The following is a 15,990-nucleotide window of genomic DNA, read 5'->3' as shown; positions in this document are numbered from 1 at the left end:
GTTTTTGTAAGGTTGAAAAAGTTGATTTGAGTCGGAAACGTCAGAAAAGTCCGAAAGACCGAAAGAAGGGAAGTCCGAAGGACAAACGCGGCGATACTACACCGAGCTTAGATCTGACAACTTTTTAAAAGTTGCCAAATCTCCTCCTTTCAAAATCCTGTAAATCTTTTTAATCCTTAAATCGTGTTAAAAAAATAACCCCTCCCGTTACCGGAAGGGGTGTATCAGCAGCAAACCTGTAAGCCGGGTTCTGTTCCACTATTGCTAATGGTTTCTATCATTAATCTGGCCCTGCAATTGCTTGCAGGTTCAATCAACCTACCCATCCCGGCAAATCACCTGTTTTGCAACAGGCGGATTAGGAAGCGAGCAGCTCCGCGTCCGGGACCTATTTGGTTTTTCAACTCCTGAGGTTTACCGCAATCCCGGTCGCCCGGAAAAGCCGTGAGCTCTTACCTCACGTTTTCACCCTTACCCCAACGAATCAAGGCGGTATATTTTCTGTGGCACTTGCTGTCGCCGGCTGCCGGCGCCTTCCCGTTAGGAAGCAGGATGCTCTGTGTTGCCCGGACTTTCCTCCGGCCACCCGAAAGCGACCAGCGATAGAACGTTTTGCACAGCAAAGGTAGCAGATTTTAATTAAACCTGTTTTAAATACGCCTCGGCCTTGTTTTGCAGCATGTTCTCCTGTATCCGGTAGAGCAGAAAGAAAAAGATCAACAAGCCTGGAAAAAATACGGTGGTAATCCAGATAGGTATGGACTGTTTGCCAACCAATTGAAATATGGTAAATAATCCCCAGGCTCCTAATGTCAAAATTAGCTCAAACCGTCGTTTAGTTGTAAAAGTAACTGCTGTATTTTTGCCGACCTGGGTAAGTACCACCCGGGTTTGTATGCCGTTAACCGCAGGTGGTTTGCCGTTTTTAATTAAGGTGCCTAACGAAAGGTCAGAGAGAAAGATAAATTCGAAGTTGGACAACCGGGTAACGGAAAAACCGGTTGGCGTGGTACGCGAAATATGAGTGGTAACTGCCTGTATTGGAGTTTTTAACTCAAATACCCTTGTTAACGAAATTGGATTAAAGAAATTCGCCATTTGCTAATTGAAGACGATTAAAGTAGCGATAATTATTTACATTTAGCCAAATCAGTATTTACCCGGTCGGTATTTACAGTGCCCAGTTTATTGCCGAAAGAATTGGTAACATAGGTAAGCACCTGCGCAATTTCAAGGGGGGAGAGCTTACTGGCGGGCATTTCGCCTTCAAATTCCTTATTTAAAATCGTTATTTTTCCTTTTAAACCGCCGTTGAGCTGACACGCAAGCGTGTTTTTATTGTTTTTTAAGTAGGTGGAATCGCTAAGTGACGGGATAAGCCCCTGCAAACCTTCACCTTTAGCTCCGTGGCAGTTTTGGCAATGCGCCTGGTAGACTACACTTCCATTGGAGTAGAAACGATTAAATTCAATCTGCCCGTCGTTTTGGCACGAAGCTGTGATAACGAGCATAGCCATGAAAGCAGAAATGATAAGCCATATTTTCATTTTGCCGCTTTTTGGCCGGGTTCGGCCATCAGGATTTTGATATCGGCAGTCATCTTTTCTACTTCAGCAGGGTCTGTACCCTGGTAGGTGCCGCGTATTCGTTTTTGCTTATCAATCAGTATAAAAAAGCCGTCGTGCGTATAATTTTCCTGTGCATTCTTTTCCTGTACAGCCACCAAATAGCTTTTTGCAATGGTGTATGTGGCGTCCTTGTTACCGTGCAGCAACCACCAGGTGTTACCAGCGATGCCCATTTTATCAGCATATTTTTTTAGCACTGGTACTGTATCATATTTAGGATCGATACTATGCGACAGTATCCTGAAATCGGGGTTGTTTTTAAATTCGTTGTAAACCGGCAGCATATTGCGGTGCATAACGGGGCAGATGGTAGGGCAGGTGGTAAAAAAGAAATCGGCCACGTATATTTTACCTTCGAGACTTTTTTCGGTGATAGTGTCACCATACTGGTTTACAAACTTAAATGCGGGTATGGTTTGGTAAACGGTATCGGTTACCTGCTTGCCGTTTACTGTTTTGGTAACAGGTTCCTTGTTGCCGTAAATAGGTAATGTTTTTGTAGTACTATCATTAAACTTGCATCCGCAGCCCAGTAAGATAAGTGCAATTATGTAACCTGTGTTCTTCATTTTATTTTGACCGTTTTTAGGTAGATGTTTGATTCTTTTACTGCTGTGTTCAGTTGCGAATCGATGGCCATTATCAGCTTTTTTTGAGCGTTCATATACGTTATAACGGCGTCGTCCGATTTTCCTTTCTGCTCGTAATCAAATTTGTGCATCCAGTCTTCCATAGCATCTTCGGCAGCGCTCATTTTTTTTACCAGCGTCTTGGCCGAGTCTTTTGCCGATATTTTGTTTTGGGTTATCAAGGTATCCAATTTCATGCGGTTGGCAATTACCTGCCCTTCAACCTCCATTACTTTTTCATGCACTTTCATTACATCTTCCATAATGGCTTTTTTTTCGACCTTCTGGTTTGAGCAACTGTAAAGTAAAGAGCCAGTAAGTAATATTAAGAACAGTTTTTTCATTTTATAGGTTTTATGCGGCCAAAAATAAGCAACACACAACATAGGTTAACTATTTATTTGTCGGATGTAAGCAATATAATCTGTATTTGGCAGTGTTTCGGCGCCATTAAACTTCAGTTGCTGGCCAATTTGCGCGCGGTGATGGGTGCCATGGTTAATTACATGTGCTAAAATATCAACCAGCTTGCTCTCCCATTTATCGCCACGAAGATTTTGGTAGTATATTGTGTTGTCGAAATCGGTATCGGTAAAGCCGTTCAGGCATATTATCCACGCTGAGTGATTTTCTTGTATCTTTTCGGCGAACCCAGTTGCTTTTGCACCGGGGCCGATCCATAATTCAACTGCCGCCTGTGGTAATCCTAAACAACGGTTAAGCCATATTTGCTGCGCGGCCAAAATATGGGCCATTAATTGTGCTGCTTTTTCGGGCTCGCCAGCCTTAATAATGGCATCTAAAATAATTTGGTTGGCATACGCATCGAATTGAAACAGGCGGTTAAAATAGGCTTTCATCCTGCAAAAATAAAAATATAGTAAACAGTAAAACAAATTGGTTTACAATGCTATTACCAGTTAACAATAACATAATACTAATAATATACCTGCTACATACTGGTTGCCTACCTTAGTTGTAAATAAATACGCTTGTTATGAAACTGATAATAAAATTTTCGAAGCTTTTTACCAATTTGCGTGAGTGGATGATATTAAGAAGTATGAAATCTTCTTTTATTCACTAAACTATTTATCCAAAAATTTCTTTTATTTAATTGTATTGCACAATTTGGCTTTACAATAGTTAGTTAATGGGAAGCACTTCGCAGGATATACATATAAACAAACAGGTTTTTGGGGATGATTTTGTCTGGGGCGTTTCTGCTGCTGCTTTACAGATTGAGGGTGCGTTTGACGCGCACGGCAAAGGGCAATCCATTTGGGACGTATTTTCTGCTAAAAAAGGAAAAATATTAAACGGCGATCTGCCGCACACATCCTGCGACTTTTATAACGAATACAAGCAGGATATCGACATTGTTAAACAACTAAACATTCCCTGTTTCAGGTTTTCAATTTCATGGCCCCGTATATTGCCCAACGGTTCAGGAGAAATAAACCAGGCCGGTATCGATTTTTATAACCGTGTTATTAATTACTGTATTGAACAGAGGGTTGAACCCTGGTTTACCATTTATCATTGGGATTTGCCACAAACCCTGGAAGCAAAAGGCGGCTGGACAAATCGCGAAATTGTTGACTGGTTTACCAACTTTGCAACTGTTTGTGCCCAAAATTTTGGCGACCGCGTAAAACACTGGATGGTAATGAATGAGCCGGGAGTGTTTACCGGCGCAGGTTATTTTTTGGGGATACATGCTCCCGGCCGTACCGGGCTTAAAAACTTTTTACCCGCAATACATCATGCAGTTTTATGTATGGCTGCGGGAGGGAAGGTGTTGCGTGAACTGGTACCCGGCGCCGAAATAGGTACAACATTTTCCTGCTCCTACATCGAGCCACACACTGATAAGCCGAAAGATGTTGCTGCTGCCAAACGGGTAGACGCGTTGCTTAATCGCTTGTTTATTGAGCCGGTATTGGGGCTTGGTTACCCAATCGAGGTTGCCGCATTAAAAGGCATTGAAAAGTATAAGCTCCCCGGCGATGAGGAACTGATGAAGTTCGATTTTGATTTTATAGGGGTACAAAACTACACCCGTGAAATTGTTAAAAATTCATTTTTTACTCCTTACGTTGGTGCATCGCTGGTGAAAGCAGAAAAGAGGGGAGTGCCTTTAACGGATATGAAGTGGGAAGTTTATCCGCCATCGATATACCAGATGCTTAAGCAGTTTAATGGCTATCCGCAAATAAAAAAAATCTACATAACAGAAAATGGTGCTGCTTTCCCCGACAATGTAACCGACGGTAAGGTAGACGATCCCCAACGGGTAGCCTACCTGCAACAATACCTTACCCAGGTTTTAAAAGCAAAAAATGAAGGTTTAAAGGTAAGCGGCTATTTTATCTGGACTTTAACCGACAATTTTGAATGGGCAGAAGGGTATCACCCCCGTTTTGGATTGATATATGTAGATTTTGAAACCCAGCAGCGTATTATAAAAGGATCCGGCTATTGGTATGCTGATTTTTTGAGCGGGAATTAGTTGTTTTTGACAACCTTATGCGTAGGTTTCAACACCATTGCCTGTGTTTTGTGCAACCGATGCTTTGCTTTGCTTTTGCCTTGGCAGGCTAATATAAAACGTGGTGCCCGTTTTACCATCGCTTTCAAACCAAATTTTACCATCGTGGTTTTCAATAATCTGCTTGCTTATTGACAGGCCAAGCCCAAACGATTTTTCGCCCACGGTGCCGGGGCGCTTAGCTTCGGTAAACATGTTGAAAACCTTGTCCTGCACGTTCGCAGGTATGCCAATGCCCGAATCTTGTACCGATATTTTTAACTCATTTTTATGGACGATAGCTTTAACAACAATGGTTTCGCCCGCTGCACTGAATTTAATGGCATTACTAATTAAATTGCCTATAACCCGCCATATTTTTTCGCGGCTTATCAGCAGCTCCTCGGGCTGTTCAAGCTGCTCGAGTTTAATCTTCTGACCTTTTTCAGCGGCTTTAAAACGTAATAGTTCAACACTTTTACTTAGCAACGAATTAATGTCGACCAGCTCTTTGTTTAGCTGGCTGGTGCCACTGTTCGTAACTTCCAGTATTTCGTTTATCAGTTCCAGCGAATTGTTTGAAGTTTCTTTTATCAGTGTAATAAGCTCCTTCTGTTCATCATTAAACTCATCATCCATCATCACCTGCGTTAACGATGCTATGCCTCCAATTGGGTTTCTTAAATCGTGTGCTACTGTACGCAATATGCGGTCTTTTTCCTGGCTGCTTTGTTTTAGTTCATCCAGCGTAACTTCCAGATCGTTTTTTTGCTTGCTTATTTGGGTGTTCAAATGCCGTACAATCCTTATGTCATTTTTTGATTTTTTCCAGTTACGATACACCAGCGCTACAATTATAGTTGCCATTACAGCACAAATAACGGCCAGGTATATGTAAATCAACTGAACTTTATTGTTGTCCTTCAGGTTTTCAATCTGGTATTGTTTATCGTAGTTGGCCTGTTGCTGGTTTACATCAGTCTCTTTTAACGAACTTGCCCGTTTAGTTATAGAATCCTTTAACGAGTTGTATTTTTCAAGGTGTGCAAAGGCCTTTGAAAAATCGCCGGTTTGTACATAGTATTTACTCATCAGTAAATACCAGCTGGTTTCAGCTTCTTCGTTTTTTACGGTATCGAGCTGCCTGCGCAAATCGGCTAATAAAGCTGTAAATGGCTGATATTGCCGATTGCTGAAGTATAATTTGCCCAGGTTTATTTCGACCATTTGGGCATTCATAAAATCGTTCGATTTCTTAAGATTTATATCGATGCTCTTTTTTAATAGTAGGGCAGCTTGCTCGTGTTGGCCTGTTAGCATCGCAATTTCGCCCTGGTTGCCAAAAGTAACCGCGCGCGCCACATTAATAAGCCTTGTTTGACCGGGGCCGGTATATTTGCCACTGTTTGCATCAATATATTCAAGCGTTTTGTTAAAATAGACAGCGGCGCTATCTAAATTGCCATTGTTTTTAAAGCTTTCGCCTACATTATCAAGCAATTCCTGGCGCTGGTAAAAAGATGTGAAACTTTCTTTGTAAGATAGACTTAGCCTGTAGCTTTCTTTAAAATATTTAGCAGCCTCTGGATAATGGGTCTGTTTAAACATCACCATACCCATGCGATAGGTGTATTCAGCCAGTATTTCATTCTTTAGGTTGTTTTTACCCATAAAATAACCCTGGTAATAACACTGGTAGGCAAGGCTATATTGTGAAAGACTAAAGTAGGCATCGCCTTTCGCAAAGTTTGCCTCGGCGTAGTTGCTAACGTATTGCTTGCTGTTAACACTTTTTTTTGCCATCATCAGCATGCTGTCGGCATATACTAAAGCTTTTTTAGGTTGATTGATGCCTTTTTTATAGTATAAAAATTTTAAGCCGTAATAACGGAAGATATCGTTAACAAATGGATTTTTGATTTCGCGATAAGCAGAATCTATGAACGTCTGCTCCTGCTCAAGTGTGTGATGGTGTATGGGTTTTGCCAGCTCGGCGGTAAATGCTTTGAACAGCTCAGAGTAGTCGCCCGTATCAGCATCTTTTTTGGTACAGGAAAATAGCAGGCAAAAAATAGCCGGTACAAGTAATAACTTGTTAATCAGAGAGTTTTTATTAATTACAGGTAAGGGCACCATTAACCAATATGTAAGTACAAATATACACCTCGCTCCCAAAAGGGGTGAGATTTACTTGCGGTTAAACGGTTTTTTTTAGATTAAGGTTGCCTTTTATTTAAAAGCCTCCAATCCGGTTACATCCATGCCGGTTATAAGTAAATGTATGTCATGTGTTCCCTCGTATGTAACTACCGATTCAAGGTTCATCATGTGCCGCATTATTGGATACTCACCGGTAATGCCCATGCCACCGAGCATCTGGCGGGCATCGCGGGCGATATTTAATGCAGTTTCTACACTATTACGTTTACTCATTGATATTTGAGCAGGGGTGGCTCTATTCTCGTTCTTTAGAGTACCTAAACGCCAAACCAATAATTGACCTTTTGTTATTTCCGTAATCATTTCAGCCAGCTTTTTTTGCTGCAACTGGAACCCGCCTATAGCTTTACCAAATTGCTTGCGTTCTTTTGAATAACGCAAGGCGGTATCATAACAATCCATGGCTGCGCCCAGGGCACCCCAGGCTATACCGTAACGTGCCTGGTTAAGGCAGCCAAGTGGCCCTTTTAAGCCAGAAACGTTAGGCAACAGGTTTTCTTTTGGTACTTTAACGTTATCAAAAACCAGTTCGCCGGTTGATGATGCCCTTAACGACCATTTATTATGTGTTTCGGGTGTGGTAAAGCCCTCCATGCCACGCTCAACAATTAAGCCGTGTATTTTGCCGGCTTCATTTTTAGCCCACACAATGGCAATATCGGCAAACGGTGAGTTTGATATCCACATTTTAGCGCCGTTTAAAACGTAATGGTCACCGGCATCTTTAAAGTTGGTAGTCATACCACCCGGATCAGAACCCTGGTCGGGTTCAGTTAGGCCAAAACAGCCCATTAATTCACCGGTGGCTAATTTGGGTAGGTATTTTTGTTTTTGTTCTTCTGATCCATATGCGTAGATAGGGTACATAACCAACGAGCCCTGTACCGATGCAGTCGAACGGATACCTGAATCGCCGCGCTCAATTTCCTGCATGATGATGCCATAGGCCATGTAATCAAGCCCGGCGCCGCCATACTCAACAGGTATTGTAGGGCCGAAGGCGCCTATTTCGCCAAGACCTTTTATCAGGTGTTTGGGGAATTCGGCACGCTGCGCGTAATCTTCAATAATAGGGCTTACTTCTTTTTTAACCCAATCGCGCACGCTGGCACGTATCAGTTTATGCTCTTCGGAGAGTAATTCATCAGCTAAATAATAATCAGGCGATTCGTAGATATCTTTTTTAGACATATGCTTAGTGTAAAATTGGTGGGCAAAGATATATCATTTAAAGTGGACTTATTTAATCCAAAAATGCTGTTTTTAGATACCAGAAGCCACTTTATATCAAAAAGTATGTTTAAATAGTTTAAACATGGTTTTTGATGAAAATGTCTACCTAAAAATATTTCTACATTAATGCTAAAATTATTAAACCACTGCTTTCATCTGATGGTGCATTAGGATACGATGTGGATTAGGGCAAACTATCAGCCCACATAAATAGCCATTTGTGCCTCGGGAAGTTCATGATGATGCATTTTCTTGATTAAACCAACTTTTAAACCAGCTTTTAAACCAACAAAATCTGCTACTTTTGAAACATGATAACCATTTCCCTGCATGGCGCCGAGTTTTTTGCTTTTCATGGCTTTTATCCCGAAGAACAAAAACTTGGCTGTAAATTTATTGTTGACGTTGATGTAAGTTTTACGCCACCTGGCGATATTAAAGCAGACAAGATAAGCAATACCGTTGATTATGAACGGGTTTACGCGATCACCGGGGAGCAAATGAAAAGAACTACCAAATTGATCGAAACTGTTGCACAATCAATTGCAGACGAAATAAAGCGACAATTTTCATTTGCTGATACTATTCGCGTATCTATTAAAAAATTAAACCCGCCGATGAGAGGCAGAGTCGAATATTCAAATATAGTTATAACTGTATGACGTTCAATAAAATATCCAAAGGGATCCTTGCTGAAATTAAAGCTATTATCGGCGATGCTGATGTTATAACCGGGCATGGCGAACTTGAAAAATACAGCCACGACGAAACCGAGGATTTACGTTTTTACCCGGAAGTTGTTGCCCGGCCAAAATCGCCCGGGGAAGTTTCGGCATTGATGAAGTTGTGTAATGAAAACTTAATCCCGGTTACCCCACGCGGGGCAGGTACAGGCTTAAGCGGCGGGGCATTGGCAATTTTGGGTGGTTTGTTAATTTCAATGGAACGCTTTAACAAGGTACTGCAAATTGACGAGCAAAATCTGCAGGCGACAGTTGAACCTGGCGTAATTACCGAAGTTTTTATGGATTTGGTGGCGCAAAAAGGTCTTTTATACCCTGTAGATCCAGCCAGTAAGGGCAGTTGTTTTATAGGCGGCAATGTGTCGCATGGCTCCGGCGGGCCCCGGGTTGTTAAATATGGTACTATACGCGAATATGTTCTAAACCTTGAGGTGGTACTACCCTCCGGCGAAATTATCTGGACGGGCGCCAATACATTAAAATATGCATCGGGTTATAATCTTACCCAATTGATGATAGGCTCAGAAGGGACGTTGGGTATTATTACCAAAATTGTCGTAAAGCTTATTCCACGGCCAACTTTAGATGCTTTGCTGCTGGCCTCGTTTAGTAGTAACGAGGCTGGGTGCGCCGCTGTGTCGGGTATCTTTAGGGCAGGGGTAGTGCCATCGGCGTTGGAATTTATGGAGCGAAGAGGAGTGGAGTGGGTTAATGAAAATGACGGCCTGGCGTTTGATTTAAAGGACGGCGTTGAAGCCTTTTTACTGATTGAAGTTGACGGCACCAACCAGGATGTGATTTTTGCCGATTGCGAAAAAATAAACCATGTACTGGAAGAGTTCGGCTGTACGGAAGTGTTGTTTGCCGATACATCTGCCCAGAAAGAAGAAATCTGGCGTATGAGGCGAACGATGGCTGTATCGGTAAAATCAAACTCTATTTATAAAGAGGAAGACTGCGTTGTGCCGCGAGCCAGCTTGCCACAGCTAATTAAAGGGATAAAACAAGCAGGCAATAAATATGGTTTTGAATCAGTGTGTTATGGCCATGCAGGTGATGGGAACGTACACGTAAATATCATTAAAGGGAAGATGAGCGATGAAGACTGGAACACCAAATTGAAGGATGGTATTCGTGAAATATTTGAATTAACTGTCGCCTTAGGAGGAACACTATCCGGCGAACACGGGATAGGGTTGGTACAAAAGGAATTTATGCCCATAAAATACAGAGAAGTACATTTCGCCCTATGGCGGGGCATAAAGCAGGTGTTTGATAAAAATGGTATATTAAACCCGGGAAAAATCTTTAACACGATTTAAAGATTTGCAGGATTCACAAGATTTTGCAATTCGATATCCTTCAAGTTAATCGTTTTATCTCTTTACTCGTGTTAGAAAATCGTACATTACAATCCTGTAAATCAATTTAATCCTTTAATCGTGTCATGTCGGCATTGGAATTTAACATAACTGATCACGACCTCATCAAAATAGCCATAGCGGTTATTTGCGGTGGTTTGCTGGGTTTGGAGCGGCAGTATAAAAATAAAACTGCCGGCTTTCGCACCATTATATTAATTTGTCTTGGTTCCGCTATTTATACAATGGTAGCGCAGCGTGCCGGCGTTGGTGCTAACATTAACATTGTTACCGGTATTGGTTTTATTGGTGCGGGTGTAATTTTTAAAGACAGCTTCACTGTTAGCGGGTTAACTACAGCCTCGGTTATTTGGATATCTGCAGCAATAGGAATGGCTGCCGGTTCAGGCAACTATACTTTGGCGTTGATATGTACTATTATTACGTTGATGGTGCTATTGTTTTTCAACCTGCTCGAAAGGTATATCGACAAGATTCACCGCGATAAGCTTTTTACTATAGTTTTTGCCGACGCTAAATACGAAAATCTTGATACCATTGAGGGCATAGTAACTACGCTTAAGCTAAAATCAAGGCGTGTTCATATCTCAAAAAAAGACGGCTGCTTGCAGGCAGCCATATTGGTTACCGGGCATCGCCAGTATATTAACCAGCTTGATGATAAACTGCTCCAAATGGAAAAAGTGAAGTCGTTTTAAACAGTAGATGTTTAAAATTAACTGCAGGGACGTAATGAAGATATTTAGAATATTTAAGCTAAGTTTATTACTGCTGTTACTGGCTGATAACCTGGTTGCTGCGGACGCAGTTCATAGTTTCGATGTGGTAGTGTATGGCGGTACTTCGGCAGGTGTTATTGCGGCGTATACGGCTAAGCAAATGGGCAAATCAGTTTTATTGATTGAACCCGGCACGTGTATAGGCGGATTGACAACGGGGGGCTTAGGTTATACTGACATCGGAAATAAATATGCCATAAATGGCCTGTCACTTAATTTTTACCGTAAAGTAGGTGAATATTACGGGGCTTTTGAACAATGGATATTTGAGCCGCATGTTGCCGAGAATATATTTTTGTCTTATTTAAAAAGGGCTGATGTACAGGTGTTGTTCAGCTACCGGATTACAGGTGTCGGCAAGGCCGGGCTGAAAATAAGAACTATTACACTGGAAAATGCACTCGCACCCAGCAAATCAACCAATAAAGTCATTAACGGCAAGCAATTTATCGATTGCAGCTATGAAGGCGATTTGATGGCGAAAGCAGGTGTCTCTTATATCGTAGGAAGGGAAGACAATAAGCAGTATAACGAAACTTATAACGGAAGCCAGTTTAGGGAAAAACACCAGTTTCCGGATAGCATCAGTCCGTATAAAATCCCGGGTAACCCAGCAAGCGGCTTGCTATGGGGCATAAGCAACAATAAGTTACTGCCTGACGGCGCCGGCAATAAAATGGTGCAAACTTATAATATTCGGGTTTGCCTCACAAAAAATTCCAAAAATCGTATCCCCATTACGATGCCCGATGATTACAAGTCGGAACGATACGAATTGTTGGTCCGTTTAATTGAAAAAAAGTCATTTAAGAATATTCGTGATTTTATGACCGTAAGCGAAATGCCGAATGAGAAAACCGACATTAACAACAACGGCCCGTTCTCAACGGACATGATCGGTATGAACTGGAATTACCCTGAAGCAGGTTATACCGAACGTTCTGCCATTTTTAAGGCACATGAAAACTACATAAAGGGCCTTTTTTATTTTGTAGGGCACGACCCGCGTATTCCTTTGAAAATCCGAACTCAAATGCTGCAGTATGGCTATCCGAAAGATGAATTTTTAACCACCGGGCATTTTACCAGTCAAATGTATGTGCGGGAAGCGAGGCGGATGGTTGGCGAATATGTGATGACGCAGGCGAATTGCCAGGGCAAGGAAGTTGTAAACGATGGCATAGGTATGGCTGCTTATACCATGGACTCGCATAATGCCGAACGAATTGTGGTAAATGGCATGGTAAAAAATGAAGGTGATGTGCAGGTTGGCGGCTTTGGTCCTTATCCTATATCATATCGCAGCCTTGTTCCCAAAGCAACGGAATGTAGTAATTTATTGGTTCCGGTGTGTTTGTCGGCAAGCCACATTGCCTATGGCTCTATCCGGATGGAGCCTGTTTTTATGATGCTGGCACAATCAGCGTCAGTTGCTGCGTGCATTGCTATTGATAATAACACAGGCATCCAGCAAGTAACGGTGCAGAAAATACAATCTGTTTTAAAAGAAAATCCCTTGGCCGACGGAAGTACACCCGAAGTCTTGGTTGATGACAGCGACACCATCCATGTAACAACTAGCGGGAATTGGAAAAGAATTTACGACTCCGGGGGAAATTACGGCCTATCTGCTTATCGAAGCGACAGCTTAGCTAAGCCCACTGATTTTGTCAAGTTTTCTCCTGGTATAAAAAGAGAAGGCGACTATGTGGTGTATTTCTATGTTTCAAAACAAGCGGGCGGCTCGTCAAATATCAACATCCAAATAAAAAATGTCGCCTGGGATGCCGAGGTTAATATCGATACAAATAAAATAAACATTAAAGGGCAAACAGCTGGAGAGTGGGTTAAATTAGGCGTGTATCACTTTTCGCCAGGGACAGAAGGCTCGTTGATTGCAACTGGAAAAAATGCTACGGGAAAAGTACTTGCTGATGCAGCGTTATTTGTCCCGGTTCGGCACTGATTTGTAACCCGCCAACTAGTTTTACCCTACGCGGATTGCTGCTCTGTAGCTGTATGTGATTAAAATTAATTTGATGTGGATGGCTTTATTCTCTTGTGATGGTTACATGCTGCTAAAAGTAACGCCGTAACTGTAAGGAAACTAAAAAGCCGGCGCATAAGTTAATTATAACATTAGTTGGTGTTTGTGATTAAACGCGGCTCATCATGGGCAATCATCTTTTCTCTTTCTCTATCGGGAATCGGGACGGATTTATTCCGGGTGTAATCGTAACTTATACAAACCGTTTTACCAGTTGTGCAAATTTCCTCTCCATTTGGCGTTATCCGTACCAGCAAATACATCATATCAAAACTGCTGTTGCCAATACGGGTAGTGCGAACGTAACAGTAAATTTCATCTTCAAGCGTAATTGGCTTCAGGTAATTAACCTCCGATCGGCCGACAATAACGCCATCTTTTCGTAAATTCCAATCGGTAATTTCCTTCCAGTAGGCAAAACGGGCTGCTTCAAAATAGGTAAGGTATATAGCATTGTTTACGTGACCCACCGCATCGATATCTGAAAAACGAAGGGCTATAGGTGTTCTAAACTTATAATCGGATATTTTTTCACTCATAAAATGTCATTTTGTCTGTAGGTTTTGCAACTTAGCTGACATAATGTCTGCTTGTGCTCGTTTTTTTGCGTTGGTACAACAGTTGATTAACCTTCAGCAAATATATTAAAAGAAAAACTTAGGAGAATATAATCATGACATTAGTAAAATTTGCAAACGGACAAAAGAACCACGGCGTTAACCCATTTTTTAGCGACGTATTTGATTCAATTTTAAACGACTCGTTTTTAAGCGACAAATTGTCAAGCCGCGTTCCTGCTGTTAACATTGCAGAAACCGAAAACGAATTCCAAATTGAATTGGCTGCCCCAGGCTTGAAGAAAGAAGATTTTAAAATCAGCCTTGACAAAAACGTATTAAGCGTATCGGCCGATAAAAAGGTTGAAAACGTTGAAGAAGGTAAAAAATTCAGCAAACGCGAATACAGCTACAATTCTTTCACCCGCTCATTCACTTTACCAGAAACTGCTGATGCTGCAAAAATTGAAGCAGAATATGTTGACGGTATATTAAAGCTGAACGTAGCCAAAAAAGAAGAAGCTAAAATTCAGTCACGCGAAATAGCTGTAAAATAATTATCCGGAAGAAGGGGAGTCTGAAAAGACTGGTGACAAGGATTAGAATACTGGATGCAAAGTCGAAGTAAGACTTCCCCAAGCTGGATTCTAAAATAAAAAGAGTGTTTTCATAATAGTTGGTTTAGTTTGATAAAGGCCGTTTCCGAAAGGGGACGGTCTTTTTTCATGTGCGCCCGGCACGGGCGCAAGCTATAGGGTGCGAGTCCCGAACGCGCCTTGATAGTGGGAAGCGTTAACTCAAGGCAAGGGTGTCGTGGGTGACTGCGAATCTGAAGGAAGCCGGCGGTAAATCTCTGGCCTGACGAACAGGAAGCAGATTGAGGCAGTTCCATGTGGGTGAGTCTGCATAACAAGACAAAGCCCAAAACTATCCGAAACATGGTGCTGTATATCTGACAGGTATATGGAGAGAAAGTTTGCGTTCTTACCCGGGGAGATCTGCTAAATGGTGGACGGAGGGAGAAGCGCGTCCCGAAGGAGCAAGAGCCTGCAGTGATGCAAAGTTTGTTTAGCAGAAGTCAGCAGAAGCCATAGTACCTAAAAAAAACGGGGAAGGGCTGAACATTAAATGTCCGAGGAGTAGCTCTGGCAATGGGATCATCGTAAAGAAAGCAGAAGTCTCCGGATGGAGAACTCGCCTGTATATGGATATGCTGGAAGCAGAAAGGTAACAGGGAGCGCTGAACGATGACTTGAAAGAAGGAAGGAAACGAGGAAACAGAAGAAAAAAAAAGTGCAGAAGAAGCTACTGGAATCGATCATCAGCCAATCAAACATGCGGTCAGCCTACAAACAGGTTGTGGGAAACAAGGGTGCAGGCGGAGTAGATGGCATAGAAGCGGCAAATTTTCCCGGCCAGCTTAAAGCCGAATGGGAATTGGTCAGGACTAAGCTAGAAACCGGGACGTATCAGCCGCAGGCTGTAAAACGTGTAAAGATCCCCAAGGCCAACGGTGGCGAACGAAAATTAGGTATTCCTACATATATGGACAGGTTGATCCAACAGGCCATATCTCAGGAGCTAAACAAGATGTATGATGCCGCCTTTTCGGAAAACAGCTATGGTTTCCGTTCAGAAAAGAATGCACATCAAGCCCTGCAAAAGGCAAAGGAGTACATTAATGCAGGCTACAGCCATGTAGTCGACCTTGATCTGGCCCAGTTCTTCGATCGTGTTAACCATGATTACCTGATGAATGAATTGAGTCGGAAGATACAGGATAAGCGTGTACTAAAACTCATCCATAAGATCCTGCGCGCAGAGATTCAGGAAGAAGGTATTCTAAGTCCCAGTAAACAGGGGGTACCCCAGGGAGGTCCGCTAAGCCCACTACTATCCAATATTATTCTTGATAAGCTGGACAAGGAACTGGAGCAAAGAGGTCACCGGTTTGTTCGCTATACCGATGATGTTAGTATCTACGTCAAAAGCAAACGAGCAGGCGAACGTGTGATGGAAAGTATCCGGACTTTTATAGAAAAGGAACTAAAGTTGAAGGTTAATATGGAGAAGAGTTCGGTAACACGTCCGTGGCTGAGTAAGTTGTTAGGCTTTACTTTCTACCACAAGAGGGGTGAAAAGGGGATTTCGGTACACCGTAAAAGCATTGCGGCTTACAAGAACAAAATCCGGCAGATAACCTGCCGGAGCAAACCCTATGCAATGGAAGACCGGATGATGC

General features: G+C 42.3%; 15 protein-coding genes and 1 other RNA gene. 7 read left to right on the top strand and 9 right to left on the bottom strand.

What is annotated here, in order from left to right; translation table 11 throughout:
- Nucleotides 1-223: 223 nt before the first annotated feature.
- The 6 genes from rnpB to NAF19_RS25705 all read right to left on the bottom strand — a co-directional run bounded on the left by rnpB (nucleotide 224) and on the right by NAF19_RS25705 (nucleotide 3,117).
- Nucleotides 224-619: RNase P RNA component class A (gene rnpB / locus NAF19_RS25730), an RNA gene on the bottom strand.
- Between the two features lie 20 nt (nucleotides 620-639).
- Entirely contained in the window at nucleotides 640-1,098 is a 459-nt protein-coding gene (locus NAF19_RS25725; protein WP_252793238.1) for a hypothetical protein, read from the bottom strand.
- A 32-nt stretch (nucleotides 1,099-1,130) separates the two neighbouring features.
- Nucleotides 1,131-1,547, bottom strand: coding sequence for a c-type cytochrome (locus tag NAF19_RS25720; protein ID WP_252793237.1), 417 nt, complete (start codon nucleotides 1,545-1,547; stop codon nucleotides 1,131-1,133).
- Nucleotides 1,544-2,197: an SCO family protein gene (locus NAF19_RS25715; RefSeq protein ID WP_252793236.1), complete on the bottom strand. Its 654-nt coding sequence runs from the start codon at nucleotides 2,195-2,197 to the stop codon at nucleotides 1,544-1,546. The genes NAF19_RS25720 and NAF19_RS25715 overlap by 4 nt, the downstream gene beginning before the upstream one ends.
- Complete coding sequence (locus tag NAF19_RS25710) at nucleotides 2,194-2,601, bottom strand: hypothetical protein (RefSeq protein ID WP_252793235.1); 408 nt, start codon at nucleotides 2,599-2,601, stop codon at nucleotides 2,194-2,196. Before NAF19_RS25710 ends, NAF19_RS25715 begins: the two co-directional genes overlap by 4 nt.
- A 45-nt stretch (nucleotides 2,602-2,646) precedes the next feature.
- The gene (locus tag NAF19_RS25705) at nucleotides 2,647-3,117 is read right to left on the bottom strand and encodes a DinB family protein (RefSeq protein WP_252793234.1); all 471 of its coding nucleotides are present in this window, start codon (nucleotides 3,115-3,117) and stop codon (nucleotides 2,647-2,649) included.
- A gap of 293 nt (nucleotides 3,118-3,410) precedes the next feature.
- Between NAF19_RS25705 and NAF19_RS25700 the strand changes: the two genes are divergently transcribed.
- Entirely contained in the window at nucleotides 3,411-4,769 is a 1,359-nt protein-coding gene (locus tag NAF19_RS25700) for a GH1 family beta-glucosidase (protein ID WP_252793233.1), read from the top strand.
- A 15-nt stretch (nucleotides 4,770-4,784) separates the two neighbouring features.
- Here NAF19_RS25700 and NAF19_RS25695 read toward each other — a convergent pair whose 3' ends face one another.
- A complete protein-coding gene (locus NAF19_RS25695) occupies nucleotides 4,785-6,923 on the bottom strand; it encodes a tetratricopeptide repeat-containing sensor histidine kinase (protein ID WP_252793232.1) in 2,139 nt (712 codons plus the stop codon).
- Between the two features lie 93 nt (nucleotides 6,924-7,016).
- A complete protein-coding gene (locus NAF19_RS25690) occupies nucleotides 7,017-8,198 on the bottom strand; it encodes an acyl-CoA dehydrogenase family protein (RefSeq protein ID WP_252793231.1) in 1,182 nt (393 codons plus the stop codon).
- A gap of 353 nt (nucleotides 8,199-8,551) precedes the next feature.
- Here NAF19_RS25690 and folB point away from each other — a divergent pair, with 353 nt between their 5' ends.
- The 4 genes from folB to NAF19_RS25670 all read left to right on the top strand — a co-directional run bounded on the left by folB (nucleotide 8,552) and on the right by NAF19_RS25670 (nucleotide 13,110).
- Nucleotides 8,552-8,902, top strand: a complete 351-nt coding sequence (gene folB / locus NAF19_RS25685) for a dihydroneopterin aldolase (protein WP_252793230.1) — start codon at nucleotides 8,552-8,554, stop codon at nucleotides 8,900-8,902.
- On the top strand, nucleotides 8,899-10,305 hold the full coding sequence (locus NAF19_RS25680; RefSeq protein ID WP_252793229.1) for an FAD-binding oxidoreductase: 1,407 nt from the start codon (nucleotides 8,899-8,901) through the stop codon (nucleotides 10,303-10,305). The genes folB and NAF19_RS25680 overlap by 4 nt, the downstream gene beginning before the upstream one ends.
- Nucleotides 10,306-10,430: 125 nt before the next feature.
- Nucleotides 10,431-11,063, top strand: a complete 633-nt coding sequence (locus NAF19_RS25675; protein ID WP_252793228.1) for an MgtC/SapB family protein — start codon at nucleotides 10,431-10,433, stop codon at nucleotides 11,061-11,063.
- 34 nt (nucleotides 11,064-11,097) lie between these two features.
- Nucleotides 11,098-13,110, top strand: a complete 2,013-nt coding sequence (locus NAF19_RS25670; RefSeq protein WP_252793227.1) for an FAD-dependent oxidoreductase — start codon at nucleotides 11,098-11,100, stop codon at nucleotides 13,108-13,110.
- 173 nt (nucleotides 13,111-13,283) lie between these two features.
- Here NAF19_RS25670 and NAF19_RS25665 read toward each other — a convergent pair whose 3' ends face one another.
- A complete protein-coding gene (locus tag NAF19_RS25665) occupies nucleotides 13,284-13,730 on the bottom strand; it encodes an acyl-CoA thioesterase (protein ID WP_252793226.1) in 447 nt (148 codons plus the stop codon).
- A gap of 134 nt (nucleotides 13,731-13,864) precedes the next feature.
- Between NAF19_RS25665 and NAF19_RS25660 the strand changes: the two genes are divergently transcribed.
- The gene (locus NAF19_RS25660; protein WP_252793225.1) at nucleotides 13,865-14,305 is read left to right on the top strand and encodes an Hsp20/alpha crystallin family protein; all 441 of its coding nucleotides are present in this window, start codon (nucleotides 13,865-13,867) and stop codon (nucleotides 14,303-14,305) included.
- A gap of 736 nt (nucleotides 14,306-15,041) precedes the next feature.
- A partial coding sequence (gene ltrA, locus NAF19_RS25655; protein WP_252793224.1) for a group II intron reverse transcriptase/maturase occupies nucleotides 15,042-15,990 on the top strand: 949 nt, incomplete at its 3' end.

The organism is Mucilaginibacter flavidus (assembly GCF_024055575.1).
GTDB lineage: Bacteria > Bacteroidota > Bacteroidia > Sphingobacteriales > Sphingobacteriaceae > Mucilaginibacter > Mucilaginibacter flavidus.
This window is presented reverse-complemented; position numbering and strand designations above follow the sequence as displayed.